The sequence below is a fragment of the Gemmatimonadaceae bacterium genome (genome assembly GCA_035633115.1).
Classification (GTDB): Bacteria; Gemmatimonadota; Gemmatimonadetes; order Gemmatimonadales; family Gemmatimonadaceae; genus UBA4720.
Window position 1 is genome coordinate 217,066 of the sequence record DASQFN010000058.1, and the last position, 20,481, is coordinate 237,546.

General features: G+C 62.3%; 17 protein-coding genes. 11 read left to right on the forward strand and 6 right to left on the reverse strand.

The genetic code is table 11. The features are described 5' to 3' along the window. The first annotated feature begins 53 nt into the window (after positions 1–53). Positions 54–1,280, forward strand: a complete 1,227-nt coding sequence (locus VES88_08355) for a hypothetical protein (protein HYN81499.1) — start codon at positions 54–56, stop codon at positions 1,278–1,280. A 10-nt stretch (positions 1,281–1,290) separates the two neighbouring features. Here the strand turns inward: VES88_08355 and VES88_08360 are convergent, their stop codons facing one another. After that, positions 1,291–2,409 (reverse strand): M48 family metallopeptidase, encoded by a 1,119-nt coding sequence (locus VES88_08360; protein ID HYN81500.1) that lies wholly within the window; start codon positions 2,407–2,409, stop codon positions 1,291–1,293. Positions 2,410–2,435: 26 nt separating this feature from the next. Here VES88_08360 and VES88_08365 point away from each other — a divergent pair, with 26 nt between their 5' ends. Then, positions 2,436–3,554 carry a hypothetical protein gene (locus tag VES88_08365; protein HYN81501.1) on the forward strand — a complete coding sequence of 373 codons (1,119 nt, stop codon included), beginning with the start codon at positions 2,436–2,438 and terminating at the stop codon, positions 3,552–3,554. On the opposite strand, the gene VES88_08370 is transcribed toward VES88_08365, so the two are convergent. After that, positions 3,531–4,169 carry a LemA family protein gene (locus VES88_08370; GenBank protein ID HYN81502.1) on the reverse strand — a complete coding sequence of 213 codons (639 nt, stop codon included), beginning with the start codon at positions 4,167–4,169 and terminating at the stop codon, positions 3,531–3,533. The two genes, VES88_08365 and VES88_08370, sit on opposite strands and share 24 nt — an antisense overlap. Positions 4,170–4,236: 67 nt before the next feature. Here VES88_08370 and VES88_08375 point away from each other — a divergent pair, with 67 nt between their 5' ends. The 7 genes from VES88_08375 (at position 4,237) to VES88_08405 (ending at position 14,247) form a co-directional block, all read left to right on the forward strand. Then, on the forward strand, positions 4,237–5,646 hold the full coding sequence (locus VES88_08375) for a DUF4403 family protein (GenBank protein HYN81503.1): 1,410 nt from the start codon (positions 4,237–4,239) through the stop codon (positions 5,644–5,646). Beyond that, entirely contained in the window at positions 5,643–6,950 is a 1,308-nt protein-coding gene (locus tag VES88_08380) for an amino acid permease (GenBank protein ID HYN81504.1), read from the forward strand. Before VES88_08375 ends, VES88_08380 begins: the two co-directional genes overlap by 4 nt. A 114-nt stretch (positions 6,951–7,064) precedes the next feature. Next, on the forward strand, positions 7,065–9,908 hold the full coding sequence (locus tag VES88_08385) for a M14 family zinc carboxypeptidase (protein ID HYN81505.1): 2,844 nt from the start codon (positions 7,065–7,067) through the stop codon (positions 9,906–9,908). Positions 9,909–10,418: 510 nt separating this feature from the next. Then, positions 10,419–11,000 carry a sigma-70 family RNA polymerase sigma factor gene (locus VES88_08390; protein ID HYN81506.1) on the forward strand — a complete coding sequence of 194 codons (582 nt, stop codon included), beginning with the start codon at positions 10,419–10,421 and terminating at the stop codon, positions 10,998–11,000. After that, positions 10,997–11,908, forward strand: a complete 912-nt coding sequence (locus VES88_08395; protein ID HYN81507.1) for a hypothetical protein — start codon at positions 10,997–10,999, stop codon at positions 11,906–11,908. The genes VES88_08390 and VES88_08395 overlap by 4 nt, the downstream gene beginning before the upstream one ends. 9 nt (positions 11,909–11,917) lie before the next feature. Beyond that, on the forward strand, positions 11,918–13,432 hold the full coding sequence (locus VES88_08400; protein ID HYN81508.1) for a HEAT repeat domain-containing protein: 1,515 nt from the start codon (positions 11,918–11,920) through the stop codon (positions 13,430–13,432). An 11-nt stretch (positions 13,433–13,443) separates the two neighbouring features. Further along, positions 13,444–14,247 carry a HEAT repeat domain-containing protein gene (locus VES88_08405; protein ID HYN81509.1) on the forward strand — a complete coding sequence of 268 codons (804 nt, stop codon included), beginning with the start codon at positions 13,444–13,446 and terminating at the stop codon, positions 14,245–14,247. Positions 14,248–14,284: 37 nt separating this feature from the next. On the opposite strand, the gene VES88_08410 is transcribed toward VES88_08405, so the two are convergent. Further along, positions 14,285–16,558, reverse strand: coding sequence for a DUF2723 domain-containing protein (locus tag VES88_08410; GenBank protein ID HYN81510.1), 2,274 nt, complete (start codon positions 16,556–16,558; stop codon positions 14,285–14,287). After that, positions 16,555–18,081, reverse strand: a complete 1,527-nt coding sequence (locus VES88_08415; protein HYN81511.1) for a serine hydrolase — start codon at positions 18,079–18,081, stop codon at positions 16,555–16,557. The genes VES88_08410 and VES88_08415 overlap by 4 nt, the downstream gene beginning before the upstream one ends. 153 nt (positions 18,082–18,234) lie before the next feature. Here VES88_08415 and VES88_08420 point away from each other — a divergent pair, with 153 nt between their 5' ends. Continuing rightward, entirely contained in the window at positions 18,235–18,951 is a 717-nt protein-coding gene (locus VES88_08420; protein HYN81512.1) for a cytochrome c biogenesis protein CcdA, read from the forward strand. Positions 18,952–19,045: 94 nt separating this feature from the next. Continuing rightward, entirely contained in the window at positions 19,046–19,546 is a 501-nt protein-coding gene (locus tag VES88_08425) for a TlpA disulfide reductase family protein (protein ID HYN81513.1), read from the forward strand. Between the two features lie 193 nt (positions 19,547–19,739). On the opposite strand, the gene VES88_08430 is transcribed toward VES88_08425, so the two are convergent. Continuing rightward, positions 19,740–20,081, reverse strand: coding sequence for a redoxin domain-containing protein (locus VES88_08430; GenBank protein ID HYN81514.1), 342 nt, complete (start codon positions 20,079–20,081; stop codon positions 19,740–19,742). Positions 20,082–20,090: 9 nt separating this feature from the next. Further along, positions 20,091–20,354, reverse strand: coding sequence for a hypothetical protein (locus VES88_08435; protein HYN81515.1), 264 nt, complete (start codon positions 20,352–20,354; stop codon positions 20,091–20,093). Positions 20,355–20,481: the final 127 nt, after the last annotated feature.

Genomic DNA, 20,481 nt, shown 5'->3' on the forward strand with positions numbered 1-20,481 from the left:
AATACTGTCCCACCCTGAGAGAAAGCGAGTCGCCTTGAGAACTATTCCGTAGAATGCGAGCATCCTTTTGCCTGGCGACCGTTAGCGCATTTGCCGCACTGACGGCGTGCGACGATTCGCCCACCGATCCGGACGACGGCGATGGCACTCCTCCTCCGATTTCGGCGGTAGCCCTTCGCACCGAGGGTAACGGGCCTGTCCCCGATCGCTTCACCGGGGAGCTCTGGGTCGTCGGGAACGTCGCTTACACCACCACGTGGGGCTCGCGCGTCGTGAACGACGTCCGATCCGTCGGGAACGCCGTGAAGATCTGGGACGTTTCGGGAACGACTCCAGCTCTCATCGATTCGCTGATCGTGGCGGACGCATTCACGCTCGGCGACATTCAGGCGTCCGATGACGGCAAGCTTCTCGTCGTAGCGACGGAATTCGCTCCGGGGTCGATCGTGATTTACGATCTGGCGAATCCGAAAAAGCCGCAGCTCATCTCGCGATTCACGAACGCGAATACCGATCCGGGCGTACACACTGCCGAAGTGCAGCGGGTGAACGGCAGGCTGTACGCTTTTCTGTGCGTCGATCCCGGCAAGGATGCGCCCGCCCGCCTGGTGGTTGTCGACATCACCAATCCAGCGGCGCCGTCTCAAGTACTCTCGAAGGTGATGGGAGACCCGTATGTGCACGATGTATTCGTGCGCGATGGAATTCTCATGGCCGCGCTATGGACCGAAGGCATGTCGATCTTCGACATCGGGGGCGGTGGAAAAGGCGGAACCGTCGCCAATCCCCTCTTGCTCGGCAACGTGAGGACTGTCGGCGGCCAGGCTCACAACATCTGGTGGTTCCATGACAAGACCGACGGGACCAGGCGCTACGCGTTCGTAGGTGAAGAAGGGCCGGGGTCGATTGGATCGTCTTCGGAAGGCGACGTCCACGTCGTGGACGTTTCCGATTTCGCGAATCCGCGGGAAGTCGCCGTCTACAGCGTGGCCGGAGCGGGCGCGCACAACTTTTCGGCGGACGAGAGCCGCGGCGTATTGTTCGCCGCCTTTTACAATGGAGGCGTGCGTGCGCTCAACGTTCGCGGCAATCTTGGAGAATGCAGCTCCGCGATGAAGAGCCTCGGGCGCTGCGATCTGGGGAAGGTTGGACGCGAGGTTGCACAGGGGCTCACCGGTACCGGCTCGCCTGTTTTCGTATGGGGAGTTCAGGCGCTGGGAACGAAGCTCTATGCGTCCGATATGCTGAACGGACTATGGAAGCTGGAGACGATTCCCTGAACGGCTGCAGTCAGGACGATATCTCTGCAGTCGCCGGCGGAGCGGTGGATTCAAACTCGGGTTGATAGGCCATAACGCGCAGGCGGGCGACCCGGTCGCGAAGCGGCGGATGCGTCGCCATGAGATTCGCCAGCCGCCCTTCCTTCTCATCCCAGAGAGAGTGGAAAGGATCCACGATGCACAGCTGCGCCGAGCTCTTGGGGATTGCCTTCGGCTTCACTGTTGATCCCCCGATCTTGACGAGAGCATCCGCCAGCGCGGCGGGGTTACGCGTGAATTGGGCGCTCATGGCGTCGGCCAGAAATTCGCGTGAGCGGCCGACCCTCATCGCCATGTAGCGTGTCACCAGCGGCGCAATCACCCAGCTGATTATCCAGACGACGAGCAGCACGATCACGAGAATTCCCGCGCCCTTGCTGTCGCCGTTCGAGCGTGACCGCGAGCGGCCGCCGCCGAAGCGCATCCACCGGAATGCTGCCTCATGTACCACGGCGACGCCTCCAACCAGCGCCGTCAGGAGCGTCATCAGCCGAACGTCGAGATTCGCCACATGACCCATTTCGTGTGCGACCACCGCCTGCAGCTCGTCACGCGTACACGTTTCGAGAAGTCCTTCGGTGACGGCGATATGGGAATCGTTGAGATGGACGCCGGTTGCGAACGCGTTGGGGGCCGGCTCAGGAATGAGCCAGATCCGCGGACGCGGCACGCCTGAAGCGATCGTCATCTCGTCCACGACGTTCACGAGTTTTCGCTCCGCTTCCGTTGCGGGCTCGGTCAGCTCGCGCCCCCCGGTTGCTTTGACCAGCGTCGTTGCGCCGAACCGGTATCCCCACCATGCCATTCCGCCGGCAATCATCAGGAGCAGGATGCCAAGTCCGGGAAACATGTGCACCGAGGGGGGCAAACCCTGAGCGGCTCGCTCTCCGGCAGCACCGGACGACCACAGGTACCAGATGAGGTCGCCGCCGAAGCCCAGCCATGCGAGGAAGATGATAAATCCCGCTACAAGGCGGCGGCTGGCCTTCCTGTTCGCCTCCTGTTGGGCGAACAGATTCCCGCGGCCGCCGCGGTATTTTGACAGGTCGGCAGTGACCGCACTCCCGGTTTCGCTCATTGCCCCCAACATTGTAGCCTCACCTCGAACTGAATGAAATGAAAGTAGCGATACTCGCGGACGATCGGCCGAGCTATGTCCGTCCCCTTGCCGAAGGTCTCTTCCGCATGCTCGAGGCGTGCGGCGCAGAGCCTGTGATGCACTATGACGGGCTCGCTCATCTCGGCCTCCGGCGGTCGGTGGATCCCACCTCGCTGCGATCGATCGCCGGCTCGACGCTGCGACTCATTCCGAGCCGACGCGCGTTCGATGAATTCGTCGAGCGGGTGGGCGATGCCGATCTGATTGTTGTCGTCCTCCACGTACCTGCCAGTTTCGCCAAGGGTGTATTCCCGAACATTGAGACACTACGCGAGCGGCTGCCCAATGTTCCGGTGGTCAACTACGACATGGTCTTTCTGCCGACGCTGAACAGCTGGGCCCGGTTTCTCCTGCGTGGGGAGAAAACGGCAATTCGAGGCGGGGCGGACCGCATCTTCGACAGGGGCTCCTACGGCCTCGAGCGATACGACTGGTATCTCATGGGGTCGGTCGAGCGCGAGCTTCGCCTGCCGCCGGGCCCGCTCCCATACTCCCTCATCGGCCTCGATCTCGACGACGGATCGCTCTATCCCGATCAGGGGGGAGAATTCTCCGTTCTCGTGGATTTCATTCGGCACGGCGAACAGAATCTCGCTTACCGCAAAGTCCAGCTCGATGCGCTGAGGCTCGCCGGCGTCGACTACGTTGTCCTCGAAGGGCGGTACAGCATGAAAGAGATCCGCGAGGTTTACCGGCGCTCGTCCATGTATTTCCTCGCCTTTTGTGAAAGCTTCGGCCTTCCGGTATGCGAGCTTCAGGCGTGCGGCTGCAGGATATACATGCCCGACACGTACTGGGCCTCCTCACACTGGATCAGTGAGAGCGTGTACGGCCCTCGCAAGCCCGAATACTCGTCGAATTTCGTTGTCTACGAGAACGATCCGGAGCTGTTGGCCGAGCGCATCCGGGAAGAGGCGCGCACGTTCGATCCCGCCAGGGTGAGGGCGACATTCGAGCGGGTGCAGCCGCAGCTGCTGCACGGCGATCGTGCCGCCCTCTCGGAGTTCTTAGAGCGCGCCGAGGATGGTACGATCCATTCCCGGCTGCACAAGTCACACGTCGGCGTCGGAGGGTGACTCGAGCGACCGCTGGCCGGCCTTCCCCTGAAGTGATTGCCGCGGAGGACCCGAAGATAGATCGACCTGCGGCACCGCTCGCTCGAGCTCATCGGTGATCTCCCACAACGGAACCTGAGTCGCACCCGCCATTCCCGCGAAAAGCATCGTCGGAAAAGTCTGCTGCGCTGTGTTGTACTGCGTCGCTGTGTCGTTGTAGAGCTGGCGGGAGAAGCCAATCTTGTTCTCAGTCGCCGTGAGCTCCTCCTGCAGCTGAGCGACGTTGCCGGTTGCTTTCAGGTCCGGGTACGCTTCGACAACGGCGAGAAGACGGCTGAGCGCGCCCGTGAGCTGCGTCTCCGCGGCCAAGGTTGCAGGAACGCTGCCGGAAGTTGACGCGGCAATTGCGGTATTGCGTGCCGCAACGACTGCTTCGAGCGTTTCACGCTCGAAGTTCATCGCGCCCTTCACTGTGTTGATCAGATTCGGGATCAGGTCGTGACGGCGTTTGAGCTGAACGTCGATCTGCTTCCACGCGTTCTGTACCTGGTTCTTGAGCGAGATGAGCTTGTTGTATGCTCCAATTCCGAAGAACGCGACGACGACGACGATGATGAGCAGCAACAGGCCAGACATGTGAGCTCCGGTTAGTGAGTCGTGCAGCAAAGATAGCGAAGCGCTGGCCCGCTGCTACGTTTCAGCCGTGCGACTACCTGTCCCCGCCGTAATCCTTGCCGCCACGCTGCTGGCCGCATGCGACAAGCTCGACCTGGAGGCGCCGGCACCGGCTGTTACGGCGGACGTCGACACGCTCCCGGCGTTGCCGACGTCCACTCTCGACATTCCATTGACGTACGATCTCTCGCCCGTCGTTCAGGCCCTCGAGAACGCCGTGCCGAAGAAGTTCGGCAACCTCAACGAGCGACACGCGGTTCCCGGGCAGCCGCGAATGCGCGTTGCGTTCGAGGCCGTGCGGGACCCATTCAAGGTTTCGCTCGACGGGCAGGTCGCGCACCTCACAGCAGTGATTCATTACGCCGGCAGAGGGTGGTACAAGGCACCGGTTGTCCCCGAGGTCAGCGGCTCCTGTGGCGCGGAAGGCGTGAGACCGCGCGCGAGAATCCAGGTCACGTCGGCGCTCAGTCTCACCCAGGGGTGGAGGCTCCGCGGCAAGACGCGAATCGCCGGTGTCGAGCCGTACAGCAGCGCCAACAGGGATAAATGCCGGGTGACGGTCTTCAACATCAGTGTTACCGGCCGGGTGATTGAGGCGACGCGGAATCTTCTGAACGACAAGCGTGGGCTGGTCGACCAGAAGATCGCATCCATCGATATCCGGAGCCGTTTCGAAGGCTGGTGGCATCTGCTGCAACGCCCGATTCCGCTCACGGACAGCGTTTGGCTGTTGCTCAATCCGAGCGCGGTCCGCATGGGCGAGACCGTCGGCGTGAAGCGCACCCTCGTCACCGCGCTCGGATTCTCGGCATCCCCTCGCGTCGTTACCGGCCGAAAGCCGCCAACGGTCGAGACTCCGCTTCCTCCGCTTTATCCAGCCGCAGTGGGAGACGGTCTTCACATCCTGATGGAGGGCGTCGTCGATTACGCGCTCGCGACGCGCCTGCTGGAGAAGGGGCTTGTCGGCAAGATCGTCGAGGGGAAGGGACAGACGCTCGTTGTGAAGAACGTACGACTCTTCGGGATCGGAGGGGGACGGCTTGCCCTCGAGCTGGAGTTTGGCGGCACGGTTTCGGGCCGCATCTACTTCATCGGCACTCCGAAATACGATCCGGCGAGAAACGAGCTGTTCGTCCCCGATCTCGATTACGACGCAGGCTCGGCGAATCTTCTGGTGAGCGGCTTCGAATGGCTGAAGCACGACCAGGTTCGGGACTATTTTCGCTCGCACGCGAGGTGGTCGGTGGGCGACATAGTTCAGCAAGGGACGGACCAGCTCTCGAAGGGCCTCAACCGTGAGCTGGCGCCGGGAGTCAAGCTCTCAGCCGACGTGAAAAGGGTTCAGGCTCTTTCGGTGAACGCGCGACGCGACGCAATCCGCGTTCGCGCGCAGGCGGATGCCAACGCGCGACTCACAGTGAAACAGGACACCAGGTGAAAGAAGAGGGACTGATCCGCGCCGTCGGATTCCGTGGTCTCACCGCCGGGATCATCAACTATACGATCGGGGCGGGAATCTTTGTGCTTCCGGCGCTGGTCGCTGCGACCGTCGGTGCCGCGGCTCCGATGGTATACGTCGTCTGCGCCGTTGCCATGGGGCTGATAGTTCTTTGCTTCGCAGACGCAGGAAGCCGCGTGTCGCTCTCCGGCGGAACCTATGCGTACGCCGAGGTTGCGTTCGGGCAGTACGTGGGGTTCATGGTGGCGGTGGGACTCTGGATGTCGATGGTACTCGCCAGCGCTTCTGTGGCCATTGTCTTCATCGACTCACTCGGCCAGCTCGTCCCCGCGCTCCAGACGCCGGTGGCGCGCACTGCGGTACTTCTTCTTCTCTACGCGTCGCTTGCGTTCACCAACATCCGGGGCGTAAAGCTCAGCAGCGGACTCGTTCAGACCGTGACCGCCGGGAAGCTCATCCCGATTCTCGTTCTCGTGGGCTTCGGGTTGTTCGCAGTTCGCGGCGCCAACCTCGCCTGGCCGGGAATGCCAAGTGCAGGCGAAACCGCGCGCGCCACAGTCATCCTCATTTTCGCCTTCATGGGTGTCGAGTCCGCGCTGACCCCAAGCGGGGAGGTGAGCAATCCAGCGCGAACCGTACCGAGATCGATCTTCGCGGCGCTGGCGATTGTGACCATCCTGTACATCGCGCTGCAGATCGTCACGCAGGGAATATTGGGCGCTGAGCTCGCGACCAACACGAAATCGCCGCTGGCGGCGGCGGCGAAGGTTGTGCTTGGCCGGGGTGGCGAGTTGCTCGTGTTGCTTGGAGCAGCCATCTCGACATTCGGTTACGTCGCGGGCGACATGCTGGCCGGGCCGCGCATGCCGTACGCACTCGGCCGCGATGGCCTTCTCCCTCGATTCTTTGGACTCGTCCACGATCGTTACCGCACGCCCCATGTGGCGATCGCTCTTCACGCAGCGATCTGTGCGCTGCTCGCGCTCACCGGAACGTTTGCGTCCCTGTCCGTTTTCGTGGTGTTGCTGACGCTCCTCGTATATCTCGCCTGCTGCCTGGCGACAATTCAGCTTCAGCGGCGCGATGTGCGCGCGGACGGAGCAGTTCCATTCAAGGTGCCTGGCGGGCCTGTGGTTCCAATTCTGGCGTCGGCCATCATCGTCTGGCTGATGAGCAGCTCTACTCTGCGGGAGTTCATGGCGTTGGCCGTGATGCTCGGAATCCTTACCGTAGTGTTCTTCGTCATGCGCCTTCAGCGGAGTCCGGCGCCGGCGCCGACTTGAGACTGTTAACAGCACCGCACGTGCCGGTAGCTTGAGCTTTGCAGCGGGAGCTTTCTAGCTGAAGGCGAACTTGACCGTTCGATTTCATATCCCTCCCAATAAACCGCACATCACATGAGACTGGTCCGCGTCATTCTTTCCGTCATTCCCTTTGTCAGCGCGCTTCCAGCGGCTCTCGCTCAGCAACCCGTCGACAGCGCTTACACCGCGCGCATCCGCGAGCTCACCACGACCGATCGAGTCTGGAAATTCAACACCGATCTCGTGGAGTCCCTGCCGGCGTCGAGCACCGTCCCGTCGCCGCTCAAAGTTCTCGGGTACGTGCCGGGTACACTCGGACGTCTGTCATACGTCGCCGACATCAATCGGTATTTCCGGGCGATCGCCGCTGCATCGCCACGAACGAAACTGTTTTCGCTGGGGATGAGTGACGAGGGTCGCGAGATGATTCTGCTCGCGATCGCCGACGAGAGCACGATCGCCAACCTCGAGACCTATCGCACGCAGCTGGCGCGTCTCGCCGACCCGCGCGGACTTAGCGCAGTGGAGAAAGCGCGACTCATCCGCGAAGCGAAGCCCATCTACTGGCTGAGCGGGTCGATCCACTCGCCGGAGACGGGAAGCCCCGAGATGCTGATGGAGCTCGCCTATCGTCTTGCCGTCGACGAGTCGGACAACTCGCGCGCGATTCGCTCGAACGTCATCACGCTGATCACCCCGGTCACGGAAGTGGATGGTCGTGACCGCATGGTCGATTGGGACAAGCAGGGGCGCGCTCTCCAGCTCGGGCCCGGTTTCGCTCCGCTGATTTACTGGGGGAAATACACCGCGCACGACAACAACCGAGACGGAATGGTGCTGTCGCAGAAGCTCACACAGAACTTCATGGCCGGCTTTCTCCACTGGAAGCCCGTGGTGGTGCACGATCTTCACGAATCCGTGCCATTTCTGTATACGAGCACCGGCACGGGTCCTTACAACGATGAGTACGACCCGATAGTCGTAAACGAATGGCATACGCTCGCTTATCAGGAGATCAACGAGCTCACTCGCCGGGGACTTCCAGGCATCTGGACACACGGCTTCTATGACGGGTGGGCGCCAAACTACACGCTTCTCGCAGTAGCCAATCTCCATAACTCGATCGGTCGCTTTTACGAGACGTATACGTCGTCAGGTGCCGGGTGCCGCCTGGTGCAGCTGCCCACAGCCGACACGACACGCCGATGGGATCGTTCCAATCCGCCGGTCAACGGCATCCGCTGGTGCATCCGGAACAACATCAACTTCCAGCAATCCGGCTCGCTCATCGCATTGCGGTACGTTGCCGATCATCGCGAGACATTCCTCACGAACTACGTCGCGAAAGCCGAGCGCATGATCGCCCGCGGGCGCAATTCCGCGCCGCATGCGTTTGTTATTCCCCGGAACCAGCGACACGCGGCCGAAGCGGCAGACATGGTCAATCTTTTCCGCGCGCAGGGAGCGGAGGTCCATGTCGCGACTGCTGACATGGCGCTGAAGGCCGCGCCGGAGAAGACTCCGGCAACGGACACTCTCCGCCGCGCCACTGATACCATCACGCGAGCCGGCGACAGTGTCACGCGTCCGACTCGAACTCCCGCCAGATCGACGCCGGTGATGGTTCGCACCGGCGACTGGATCGTTCGCCTCGATCAACCTTACTCAGCCACGGTCAGGACGTTGCTGGCGATCCAGAAATTCAAGGCCGACGATCCGCCTCCTTACGACGACACGGGCTGGACTATGGATGCACTTCGGCACGTGGAGACGATAAAGGTTACAGACTCGACGATCTTCACCCGGCCCATGCAGCTCATTACCCAGAACGCGACGGTGGCGGGGAGTACGGTGGGCACCGGCACGACGCTCATCGTCAAGCACCTCGGTGACTGGCGGTCAGCGGTGCTTCCCTGGAAGCTTCGCGGCGGGCGCGCGAGTGCGGCTGCGGCGACATTCACCGTCGGTGGTACGACGTATCCGGCCGGCACATTCATCATCGAGAATACGTCGTCACAAGCGCGGGACCTGGTGAGCGCGCTGGGGCTCAATGCTGTAGCAGTCTCGAGTGTGCCCTCGGTCAGAAAGCACCTTATCAACGTTCCCCGAACTGCCCTTCTGCATTCGTGGATCGAAACGCAGAACGAGGGATGGATTCGGTTCGCGTTCGACCAGATGGGCATACCATATACATATATCTCCGACCAGGACCTCAGGCGGGCCGGCACCCTGGACCGCTTCGATGTTGTCGTCTTCCCTCACGTGAGCGGAGCGGTGACGACGCTGCTCAATGGGCGTCCCATGGTTGGGCCGCCGATTCCCTGGAAAAAGACGGCGGCCACTCCGAACCTCGGGAAGTGGGACGAGACGGATGACATACGCGCCGGCATGGGACTCGAGGGTCTGGCCACGCTCAGGAGATTCGTCGAGCGTGGCGGCCTGCTGCTCGCGAGCGGGAATACCAGCCGGCTGCCCGTTGAGATGGGATTCAACACCAGCGTCACTCTCGCAACAACGCCTCGGCTCAACGCACGGGGTGCAATCTTCCGCGCGCAGCCGGTGGCAAAGGCGAGTCCGGTTCTTTACGGGTACGAAGGCAGCTCGTTCCCCGTGTACTTCAATCAGGCGCCGCTCTTCACGGTTGCCGCCAGGGACACGATCGTGGTGGAAGGCAGGAGCCCGGCGATCGATGCACAGCGAGAGAGAATGAGGGCGAAGGTAATCCTCAAGTTCCACGAGAAGGTGGACTCGCTTCTCGTGTCAGGCCTGCTTGCGAACGGGGATGAGCTGAACAATAAACCCGCGGTGGTGGATGCCCCCGTGGGGAAGGGTCACGTGATCTTGTTCAGCATCCGCCCGCTTTGGCGGTGGGAGTCTCAAGGCTCCTTCGCTTTGGCGCTGAACGCGATTGCAAATTGGAATCACCTCGACTTTTAGGGTTTTATTGCGCCTCGGGCGCCTGTGAGGGGGTCAGCCGCATCCGCTAACAACTGCGCACTCTACGGAGCCCGACTCTCCGCTGCGGCTCCCTCCTGGAGCCGCGGCTTCGAAAGCCGTCGGTCTCCTCGGTGCTTGTGTACGCTCCGCGGGCGAACCCCCTCACAACCGCCCTCCCGGCATGCCTCCCGAAGCAGGCGTGTCGCTATTCTCCCGCGCGTTAGCGACTTCACGGGGAGCTTGCGTCACCGCGGCCGCGGCGGGACGGAGGCTGAAACGCTCTCGGAGCCCTAACCCACGGGGCCGAGCAATTTCGCAGAGGAGAGGGGCGCACCCGGGCATTGGAGTGTTGGCAGACGGGGGCGCTGGGGGCATTCCGCTGACGCAGCGTGCGCAGTGCTAGCGGAGTCAGGGGAATGCCGCCAGCGGCCCAGGCGCACGGATGCTGACTAGTCCGCAGTCGAGCCCTCGACAGAACCAAATTGCGGCTTACCGTGTCTACAGGGGCAAATGACGGCGCTTCGAATCACCGATGAGAGCCGAGGCCGGGTGGACGAACGACAACTGATCGCGCGCGTGATTGCAGGCGAAAGCCGGGCACAGCGCGAGTTGTACGAGAGCCATGTGGACCGCGTGTATCGTCTCGCCTACCGCCTGGCTGGCGAAGACGAGCTTGCCCGCGACTTCACTCAGCTAACGTTCATCCGCGCATTTGAGCGAATTGCCGAGTTCAGGCACGACTCGTCGTTCGCGACGTGGCTTCACTCGATAGGCGTTTCCGTCGCGCTCAACGGGCTTCGCACCGTCAAGAAAATGCGCGCGCGGAACGTCCCGATCGAAGAGGCCCACGGCCTTGGCACCGCGGGGCGTGAGGCCGATCCCGATCTGAAAACGCGGCTCAAGGCGGCCGTTGACTCGCTGAGCGAAAAGTACCGAACGGTTTTCCTGATGCATGATGTCGAAGGATTCACACACGACGAAATCGGAGCGGCACTCGGCATTCCCGCCGGGACTTCGAAGACACGTCTCTTTCAGGGGCGCGCAAAGCTTCGCGAACAGCTCGCCGATTTCCGAGAGGAGTGGGTTTCATGATGAGTAACGACAACCGATTTGACGAGCTGCTCCAGAAAGCGGCGCAGCAGTACAACCAGCCACCAGCAGTCGTCCCTCGTGACGAGATGTGGGCGGCGATCGAGAAGGCGCAAGCCGAGCGGGCCGTGCGCCCGATGCGGATTGTCGCTTCTCCGACGCATCGTCCGCTCGCGCGTTACAGCTGGATCGGCGCCGTGGCTGCAGCAGTGCTGCTCGTTGCGACCGGTGTTGGAATTGGCCGGTGGTCGATGGAGAGCGGTGCGCCTGCTGAATCCGTCAAAAAAACTGTTGCACCGGCACCCGCTGACGTTGCCCGAATCGACACCGATCCGGCGCCCGAGTTCGCATCGACGCCCGAGATCGAGTCGGCGCCCGAAATCGAATCGGCTCGCGAGACTTCACCTGCGCGAACGGCCCAGACTCGGGTCGCGGGCGTCACTCCTCGGGCCGGATCGGAAACGGTTCGGAGCAGCACCACGACCCGGAGAGGCGCAGGCACGACGCTTCGCTCCGATGATCTCCCGCCCGGATCGGGCTATGGCTCCGTTGGATCCGTTCGGCCGGAAGGCCCCTATCAGGTGGCCGCCAATCGTCACCTCGCGAATGCTGAAGCGCTGCTGACGGCGTTCAGAACCGATTCGCGCGATGCAAGGATGGACGCGCAGCTGTCTACCTGGGCGCGTGACCTGCTGTCGAACACCCGTCTGCTGCTGGATTCACCGGCGGCCGACGATCCGCAGCGCGCCAGACTGCTCGGCGATCTCGAGCTCGTGCTGGCGCAGATAGTTCAGCTCTCGCCGGGTGCTGCGGCGCAGGACCGCGAGCTGATTGAAGGAAGCATTCAGAGTGGACAGGTAATGACACGCTTGCGCACCGCGATTCCCGCGGGGCCAACGAGAGGACTATAGGGAGAGATGATGAAGACAGCATTCATGGTCGTCACCGCGGCGTTTTTCATGAGCGGCGCGGGGAAGACTACCGACAAGGCTGCTCCACGCGGCGAGAAGCCCGGCCGCGATGCTGCGGCGGCAAAGGCTACGTCGCTTTCGGTGATGGCGCCGGCACCGTGGGCAGCGAAGGATCCGGCTGACTCGCTTTACCGTGAGGCTCGTGCCGCGCTCGGGAAAGGCGACTATAAGAAGGCCGCCGAAATATTCAGGCGGATCTACGCGCAGTACCCGCAATCCGCGTATGCGGGCGAGTCGCTGTACTATCTCGCGTTTTCGGAGTATCGCATCGGCGGCTCAGAGCGACTGCACAGCGCGCTGAATTCGCTGTCGCTGATCGAGAGCCGGTACCCGGATCTCTCCAGGCGAAGCGACGCCAAGGCGCTGCGCACGCGCGTTTGTGGCGAGCTTGCCCGGCAGGGAGACGAGGCCTGCGCTGCCGAAGTTGCGAGGGCTGTGACCAGCGCGGTGTCGGGAGCAGTCAGCTCGGCGATCTCGAGCGCGGTCAGTGGCGCGGTTGCGGGAGCTGTGTCAGGCGCCGTGGCTGGTGCAGTCGCAGGCGCAGCAAACGCGGAGGCTATTCGCGCGGCTCGACGGGGTTGCCCGTCCGCGGACGACGACGATGACGAGCGCGTTGCGGCGCTCAACGCGCTGATTCAGATGGATGCGGAGCGCGCTATGCCGATCCTGAAGAAGGTTCTGGAGCGTCGCGATGCATGCTCGGTAGGGTTGCGCAGGAAGGCAGTATTCCTGGTGTCGCAGAATCGAACGCCGGAGACAGCGGACATCCTTCTCGGAATCGCGCGCAACGATCCCGATCAGGAAGTGCGGGAGCAGGCGGTGTTCTGGCTCTCGCAGGTTCCTGATGAACGTGCAGTGACGATGCTTCAGGAGATTCTGGGCTCGTCGAGCAACGACGAGCTGAAGGACAAGGCTCTTTTCGCCCTGTCGCAGCACAGAAGCGCGAATGCCGCCAAGTTCCTCCGCGACTTTGCGCTCCGCGAGAACGCGTCGGACGAGCTGCGCGGCAAGGCAATCTTCTGGCTCGGCCAGCGCCGGTCTTCGGAGAATGTCGAATTCCTCCGCTCGCTCTACCCCCGTGTCCGAAGCGACGAGGTGAAGGAAAAGATTCTGTTCTCGCTCTCGCAGCAGCGCGGAGTGGGCAACGACCAGTGGCTGCTGGACGTCGCCCGCAACACGAGAGAGAGCATCGAGCTCAGGAAGAAGGCGCTGTTCTGGGCCGGTCAGGGTGCGGCTTCGGCCGATCAGCTCATCGGTCTCTACTCGAGCCTTCCAGACTCCGAGATGCGCGAGCAGTTGATCTTCGTCTACTCGCAGCGCAAGGATTCGAAGATGGTCGACAAGCTGCTCGATATTGCGAAGAACGACCGCGATCCGGAGCTGCGCAAGAAGGCGATCTTCTGGCTCGGCCAGTCGCACGATCCGCGCGTGCAGCAGTTCCTGCTCGATCTGATCAACCGCTGAGGGACTAAACGATGATTACGATGATGCGCGCACGCGCTTTCCTGACGACCGGTGGGGTTGTGATCCTCACCGCCGTCACGGCCGATGCACAGTCGCTCGCGCGGCGCATAGCCGATGCGCCCAACGGAAAGGTGCGGCTCGAATTCGCGCCCAGGCCGGACCTGTGCGGGACGGGGAACTATGTCTCTCGCGGACACAACCACCGGATGTCGTGGGATTCCGATCAGTCCGAGGACGTGGAGTACACCGAAGAGTGCATGAAGAGTCCCGTCCGCGTAGTGGTCACGAAGAGTGGTGGGCAGGTGGTGAGGATTCGCACCTATGTCGGCGGCCGCTGGCGTCCGGCGGTCGGCACTGTCACGAGTATCGGACCGGTTTCAACTCGTGAGGCTGTCAATTATCTGATGTCGGTTGCGAATACTGCGTCGACCAAAGTCGGGAGCGAAGCGATCGTCCCGATGACTCTCGCGGACAGCGTCGAGATATGGCAGGGTCTTCTGCGCGTGGCGCGCGACGAGTCACGGCCCAATGGCATCCGGACGCAGGCCGTTTTCTGGCTCAGCCAGACAGCGGGCGAAGCGATAACGTCGAATCTCGCGGCTCTGACCGGTGACGCGGCGGTGGACCGTGACGTTCGGGAGCAGGCGGTGTTCGCGCTGTCGCAGCGCCCGCGCAGCGAGGGCGTTCCGGCGCTGATCAACATCGCGCGAACGAATCGCGATCCGGAGATCAGAAAAAAGGCTCTGTTCTGGTTGGGCCAATCGCGAGACCCGCGAGCGCTGGCTTTGTTCGAGGAGATTCTCTCGAGGCGTTAAATCCTCAAAGCGAACGCGGCGTCAGTTTCTGAAATTTCTATCCGCCCGGCGCGGTACTGGCGAGGATGTCATCGAGCCGGGCGGCTTTCGCGATGCCCGCAACTGTCCCCATGATCTTCTCGGCTTCGGCGGCTCGTCCCTGCGTCCGGAGCGCGTCGGCCAGCACGATCCCCGTCACCGCGTAGGTATATGGAATCCCATACGATGGACGGTCCACCCAGTCGCCGCGCTTGATGAGGGCTGCGGGCGCCTTGTAGATGTTCCACAGGGCAAGCGAGCGCTGCACGTCGATGAAACCGTCTGCTACGCGCACCGTATCCTTCCCCGGAACGATGGGCACTTCCACCAGCTTTTCCGCGAGCCCCTGACGCAGTGTGTAGTTCGACAGACCCAGGGCCCGACCGTAGCCACCGGTCGAGAAATAAATCGGCCGCTCCGGATAGGCGTCCTTGATGAGCCGAAGCACCACTATCTGATCGCGCGTGAGATAACCCGGCTGAATCGTCGCGATGAGATTGCGCTGCTGGAACTGCTGTGGCTCGCGAACCTCGTAGTACGGCGGAATCGAATCCGCCTCGGTGAGCGTCATCTTGAGCGGCGGACCCCTGGGAATGGGCCACTCGCGGCCGCGGTAGATCGCCGGGCCTTTCGCCGCATCGTACGGCCTAACCGGGCGGCGAATGATCTGGCGCACGAACCAGTCGGTGTTGAGATAAGACGTGACGAGAACGAGAACGTCCTGTCGCACTTCCTCAACTTCCTGGGCGTACCACAGAGGGAAAGTATCGTTGTCGCCGTTGGTGATGATGATTCCGTACGGCTCGACGGAATTCAGCAGGTCGGCGCCCCAGTCGGCGGTGAATGTCTCACCGCGGTGCGATGCAGCACGCCAGTTGCCCACCAGAGGAACGCACGCGAGCAGCAGCAGCGGAGTGGCCAGCAGCCACGCGCGCCGGCTTGCGTAGCCGACAGAATCGGGCTTGTCGGTCGGATCGCGATCGATGATCTGCGCCACAGACTGCCAGATGTAGACGAGGCCGATCGCCGCCCATACGCCCCAGGCGGAGTAACTCCATATGTAGAAGTAGTCGCGGTCACGCACCTCTCTCTGCACCGAGTCGCCCAGCTCCGGCGCCTGCGACCACCCGTACTTGAAATTCATGTAGTAGATGAGCGCGAGCGTCAGCGTGAACATCAGCGGCCCGAAGTACCAGAAAGTTCGCCGCTCATACGACCAGTGGACGTACCCTCCTATGAGACCGAGTACGAGGAAGAGTGCGGCGAACAGAGCCCGCAGGCCTGCCCGCTCGTTGTGCGGATCGCGCAGCCACTGCCACTCGAAGTAGGTCCACCACATCTGAATTTGCGCGACAAAGGGGGCGCCGCGCTCCAGTTTTTCCCCGTACTGCTCGCGATTGATGTTGTCCATCAAGCGCTGCTTCGTGAGACTGGTGAATGTGCACGAGGCTTCGAGTTTCGTCTCGCATCCCGTCGGCTCCCCTTCGTTGAGCACCGGGAAGTGCGCCGCGCGAATCGGTACGTAGATGAATGGGGTTACTCCGAGGACAAGTACAGCCGCCCCGACTGCCAGAAGCTTCCATCGGAGGAACGTCTGCCACCGCCTTGCGAGAATCGCGAACACGACGGCGGGCCCGGCGAGGAGTCCGGCCGGGTGATTGGCGTAGCCGAGCCCGAGGAGATAAGCGACGAGTATGAGCTTGCGATCGGCGGTTGGTGCGTCGGGGTCGTCGGTCCATGAGATCATCAGCCACGACACGATCGTGAAGAACAGAAGCGAGACGGTGTAGACCTTCTCGTTCACAACGCTCTGATTCCAGACCGTGAACGCCGTGGCGCCGATGAGTGTCGCGATCGCGGCACCTGTCAGCCGCTGCCACCCCTTACCCAGCCAGCCGGCGAGAATTCGCTCCGTGACAAGGAACCAGAACCCGGCCGACGCGGCGCTGCAGACGGCCGCCATCGTATTGATGTGCTGCGCGTAGCTTCCCGGCAGCGGCAGCTGGCCGAAAACATTCGCGAGAAGGACAAAAAAGGGATTCCCGGGAGGATGGGGAAGCCCGAGAACCTTTGCAGCGGCCATGTATTCGCCGGTATCCCACATTGCTGTGGACGGCGCGATCGTGATGAAGTACAGCGCGAACACGGCGAGCGCCGCGATACCGGCGGCGCGATAGGACGGAGTGTATTCCTCCAGCGTCTCCGCCGTTTTTTTTGCGGCGGCTCTCGTCCGCGCCGCTTTCGCCTCGGCGCTTCCGCGCGACGGTGTTTGTCTGGTGTTCGCTGCCGTCATTGCCTGTTTGCGGATTGAGCTGCGGTTGGATCCGGAAGCCGCTTCATCACCGGCCACTCTTCCGGGAGCCCGCCGATGTCGGCGCGAAGCATGTCAACGCTTCCCTCGGTGTTCAAGGCGAACGTAACCAGGTTCCAGCCGTCGCGATGATCGCGCCATGTCACCTTGAAGGTATCGAAATGCCAGTGATCGAGATCGCCAATCTGCTTCGGCGCGAGCGCCAGCACGAGATGTCCGTTCTCCAGACGCACCTCCGCTCTGCCGTACAGGCTATCGACATACGCGCGTGCGTAGCGCGCCAGCGGGAGCGATGCCTTCGTCCCGGCGACGCGCCGAGCTGTCTTTTCGCGAAGATTCTTTGCCTCGATGGAATCGAATGATGCTCTCTCGACGAGCGCCACACGGCTCCAGTCACGCTCGGGCGCGCCGAGGAAGCGATCGAAAACCTTGTACATCAGCGATTCGCGCAGCGCGTTCCCCTCGAGATTCGAGAGAACTACGATGCCAAGCTTCTCCTTCGGTAGAAGACCGACGATTGCCGCCATTCCGGAGAGATTTCCGGCATGGGAGAGCATCTCCCTGCCGCGATAATCGAGGACGTTCCAGCCGAATGCGTAGCTTCGCACGTGAGTGAAGGGATTGAACGCGCGATACGCCGAATCGAGCCGCATCGCCGTCTGCGCGCTGTGCGTCTCGACGAAATTGCGCTTGGAGACGAGACGCTTGCCTCCGACACGCGCGCTGTCGAGCTGAAAGCGAATCCACTTCGCCATGTCGGCGACGCTGGAGTTGATCGCACCGGCTGAGGCGATGTTGTCGGTGTCGGTGTAGTTGACAACGCGCACCGCGCTGTCGACGTCGGCGTGAGGCGTCGCGACATTCTGTAGACTTGCGAGGTTGCTCACGCTGGTGTTGGTGGAATTCATGCCGACCGGCACGAAGATCCGCTCCCGCACGATATCGTCCCATGGCTTCCGCTCGACAGTGGCGGCGACTTCCCCGGCTGCGACGTACATCAGATTGCTGTACCCGTAACGCGATCTCATGCTCCATGACGGCTTGAGGTGGCGGACGCGCCGGAGGAGCTCCTGGCGCGAGTACGGCATGCCGCCGGTCCATAAGAGATCACCGCGCGCTAACCCGCTTCGATGCGTGAGGAGATCGCGCACCGTCAGCTCGCGCGTCAGGTAGTCGTCAGCGAGACGAAACCATGGGAGATATGTCGTGACCGGAGCATCCCACCGGATTTTCGCCTCGTCGGCGAGCATTGCGAGGACAACGCCCGTGAACGACTTCGTGTCCGACGCGATGGCGAAAATCGTATTCTCATCGACCTTTTCGGGCCGCCCGAGAGTTCGGACGCCGAAACCCCTGGCGTAAATGACCGAATCGTTCTTTACGATCGCGACGGCAAGGCCAGGGATCTTCCAGTCCTGCATCCCCTTCGTGACGTAAGCCTCGAGCCCTGCGAGCGGGTCGCGCTGCTGCGCCTTGCCGGAGAGGGGAAGTGCAAGCGTCGCCAACGAGATCGCAGCGACCGCTCTCGCGATTCGGCGCGCTCGGTCACACGTCAACAACCTGCAGAGGCGTCTCATGGATCGGAAATCTAAGGTGCGCATCGGCGGAGCCGCATCAGCCTCGTGTTCGGCAACAGAGCCTGCGCTACCTTATTGACAATGGACTTCGCGGGCATCACCGGGCAGCTCTCCACCAATCCGCTCATCGCGCTGCCGGTACTTTTTATCGCCGGCGTGCTCACGAGCCTCACGCCGTGCATCTATCCGATGATCCCTATCACCGCGGCGATCGTCGGCGGCCAGGCAGTGGGAGAGGCGGCGCCGTCAAGATCGCGAACGGTTTTGTTGACGCTCACCTATGTCGTGGGGTTGGCGCTCGCGTACGCTACGCTCGGCGTCATCGCCGGGCTCACGGGAACGATCTTCGGATCCATCAGCACCAACCCGTGGCTGTACTTCGGCATGGCGAACCTGCTGGTCATCGGCGCGCTGATACTGCTTGACGTAGTCCCGCTGCCGATTCCGACAGCGCTGCTCAACCGCGCTGCCACAGCTGGTACGGCCGGCCGATTCTCAGGAGCTTTCATCATGGGCGCTGCGTCGGGACTTGTCGCCGCGCCGTGCTCGGCACCCGTGATGGCTGCGGTTCTGACCTGGGTCACGATGACAAAGCGCGCCGGGCTCGGGTTTCTCTATCTGTTCACCTTCTCGCTGGGTATGTGCGCTTTGCTTGTCGCGGTGGGTTTGTTCAGCGGCGTGGCAGCTCGATTACCTCGCGCGGGAATCTGGATGGTATGGGTGAAGCGGGGTTTCGCGCTCGTGATGATCGGCGTTGCGGAATACTATCTGATCGAGATGGGCAAGCTTCTCTTTTGAGTGCGGATCCAGGATTGCGGGCCAACTGCATTGCTGATTGCTGACTGATTGCGGATTGGGAAACTAACTGCGGACTACGGACTATTACTTAGTCATGATGAGACGTGGAACTTCTTCTTTGTTGATCGCGCTTGCTGCCGTCGCAGTCGCCGGCCCCGTTGCCGCGCAGGATCTCGGCATCGAGGTGGGGAAGCGCGCCCCCGCAGCGGTCGTCCGCACACTGGATGGCAAGCCTGTCGATATCGGCGCCTACGTCGGCAAGACGGCCATATTCCTCGAGTTCTGGGCGACGTGGTGCTCCAACTGCCGGAATCTCGAGCCGGCGCTGCTTGCAGCCGAGAAAAAGTACCGCGCCCGAATGAAATTCATCGGCGTTGCCGTCTCTGTGAATCAGACCCCCGCGCGGGTAAAGGCATACAGCGAGAAGCACGGGCTCAGGCACCTGATAGTGTTCGACACGGAGGGCAAGGCAGCTGATGCCTACGATGCGCCCGCGACCTCATACATCGTTGTGGTGAACCGCGCCGGAAAGGTCGTCTATACCGGGCTAGGCGGAGATCAGAATCTCGAGGCCGCGATAAGAAAAGCACTCTAGCCGCACGAGGTTCGGTGCTTCAAGGCGCTGTGTCGGCTGGATCCGATACGATCCTGGCCACGTTCGTCCTTCGTCGTGCAAGAAGGATCCCCTCGTCGCTTCCGGATAGCGTTCGAGAAAGGTTTTCAGATGTCGGTGATCCCGTCGCGCGAGGACGGTAAACTCGCGACGCGCAACTGGACAGGTCGCGATTCTAGTTGACTGTGTCGGCGGGCAGCGGCGCGAGTTTGTCGACGACTGCAGCGAGGTCGGTGTACGCCTGCTGTACGAGAACCCGGAACGGCCTCGTGACGTAAGCAACTTTCCCCGCTGGATCGACGACGAACAGCGAGCGTGTGTCCTGGTTCCGTTTTGCGTCGAAGGTCTCGTAGAGAGCGCCGACCTTTCCCCCAACATCGCTTCCGAACAGCATCGGGAAGTGCTGCTCCCCCGCCCACGATGCGAGCGTCGTATCCGCATCGGCGCTTATCGCGATGACCACCACTTTCCGGCCGTTGTTGAAGAGCGTGGCGTACTGATCACGGTACGCCTCCATTTGGACTGTTCAGCCTTTTGTCCGCGCCTGGAAAAAAAATGCGAGGACAACCGTCTGACCGCGGTAATCGGACAGGCGGATGGGTGCTCTAAGGAGCCCATACCGGGTGGCGCCGGGCAGAGTGAAGTCGGGTGCGACGCTGCCGACGGCCGGTCCCAACGCAACCTGTGGGGCCGCCGGCGCCGGCGCGCCGGGAGGAGTAACCTGGCCCCATGACAGCGCGGGGCCCGCGACCACCCCGGTAATGAGCACCGCCGTCACGCCTCTGATCATCTGCACCCGCTCCGGTTTGATCGTCTGTCGAATCTTATCCTGCCCGTCGGGGGTCTGGCCAGCCTGAAACTGACCCCCCTTCAAACCGTACGGCCCTTATGGCTGTCAAACGCCTTGAACAGCGCGC

Bases quoted from the DNA above. Each gene is read 5' to 3' on its own strand.
- VES88_08370 (HYN81502.1), bottom strand. From the start codon at position 4,169: ATGTCTGGCCTGTTGCTGCTCATCATCGTCGTCGTCGTCGCGTTCTTC.
- VES88_08385 (HYN81505.1), top strand. From the start codon at position 7,065: ATGAGACTGGTCCGCGTCATTCTTTCCGTCATTCCCTTTGTCAGCGCG.
- VES88_08400 (HYN81508.1), top strand. From the start codon at position 11,918: ATGAAGACAGCATTCATGGTCGTCACCGCGGCGTTTTTCATGAGCGGC.
- VES88_08390 (HYN81506.1), top strand. From the start codon at position 10,419: ATGACGGCGCTTCGAATCACCGATGAGAGCCGAGGCCGGGTGGACGAA.
- VES88_08365 (HYN81501.1), top strand. From the start codon at position 2,436: ATGAAAGTAGCGATACTCGCGGACGATCGGCCGAGCTATGTCCGTCCC.
- VES88_08405 (HYN81509.1), top strand. From the start codon at position 13,444: ATGATTACGATGATGCGCGCACGCGCTTTCCTGACGACCGGTGGGGTT.
- VES88_08430 (HYN81514.1), bottom strand. From the start codon at position 20,081: ATGGAGGCGTACCGTGATCAGTACGCCACGCTCTTCAACAACGGCCGG.
- VES88_08410 (HYN81510.1), bottom strand. From the start codon at position 16,558: ATGACGGCAGCGAACACCAGACAAACACCGTCGCGCGGAAGCGCCGAG.
- VES88_08360 (HYN81500.1), bottom strand. From the start codon at position 2,409: ATGTTGGGGGCAATGAGCGAAACCGGGAGTGCGGTCACTGCCGACCTG.
- VES88_08425 (HYN81513.1), top strand. From the start codon at position 19,046: ATGATGAGACGTGGAACTTCTTCTTTGTTGATCGCGCTTGCTGCCGTC.
- VES88_08435 (HYN81515.1), bottom strand. From the start codon at position 20,354: ATGATCAGAGGCGTGACGGCGGTGCTCATTACCGGGGTGGTCGCGGGC.
- VES88_08420 (HYN81512.1), top strand. From the start codon at position 18,235: ATGGACTTCGCGGGCATCACCGGGCAGCTCTCCACCAATCCGCTCATC.
- VES88_08395 (HYN81507.1), top strand. From the start codon at position 10,997: ATGATGAGTAACGACAACCGATTTGACGAGCTGCTCCAGAAAGCGGCG.
- VES88_08355 (HYN81499.1), top strand. From the start codon at position 54: ATGCGAGCATCCTTTTGCCTGGCGACCGTTAGCGCATTTGCCGCACTG.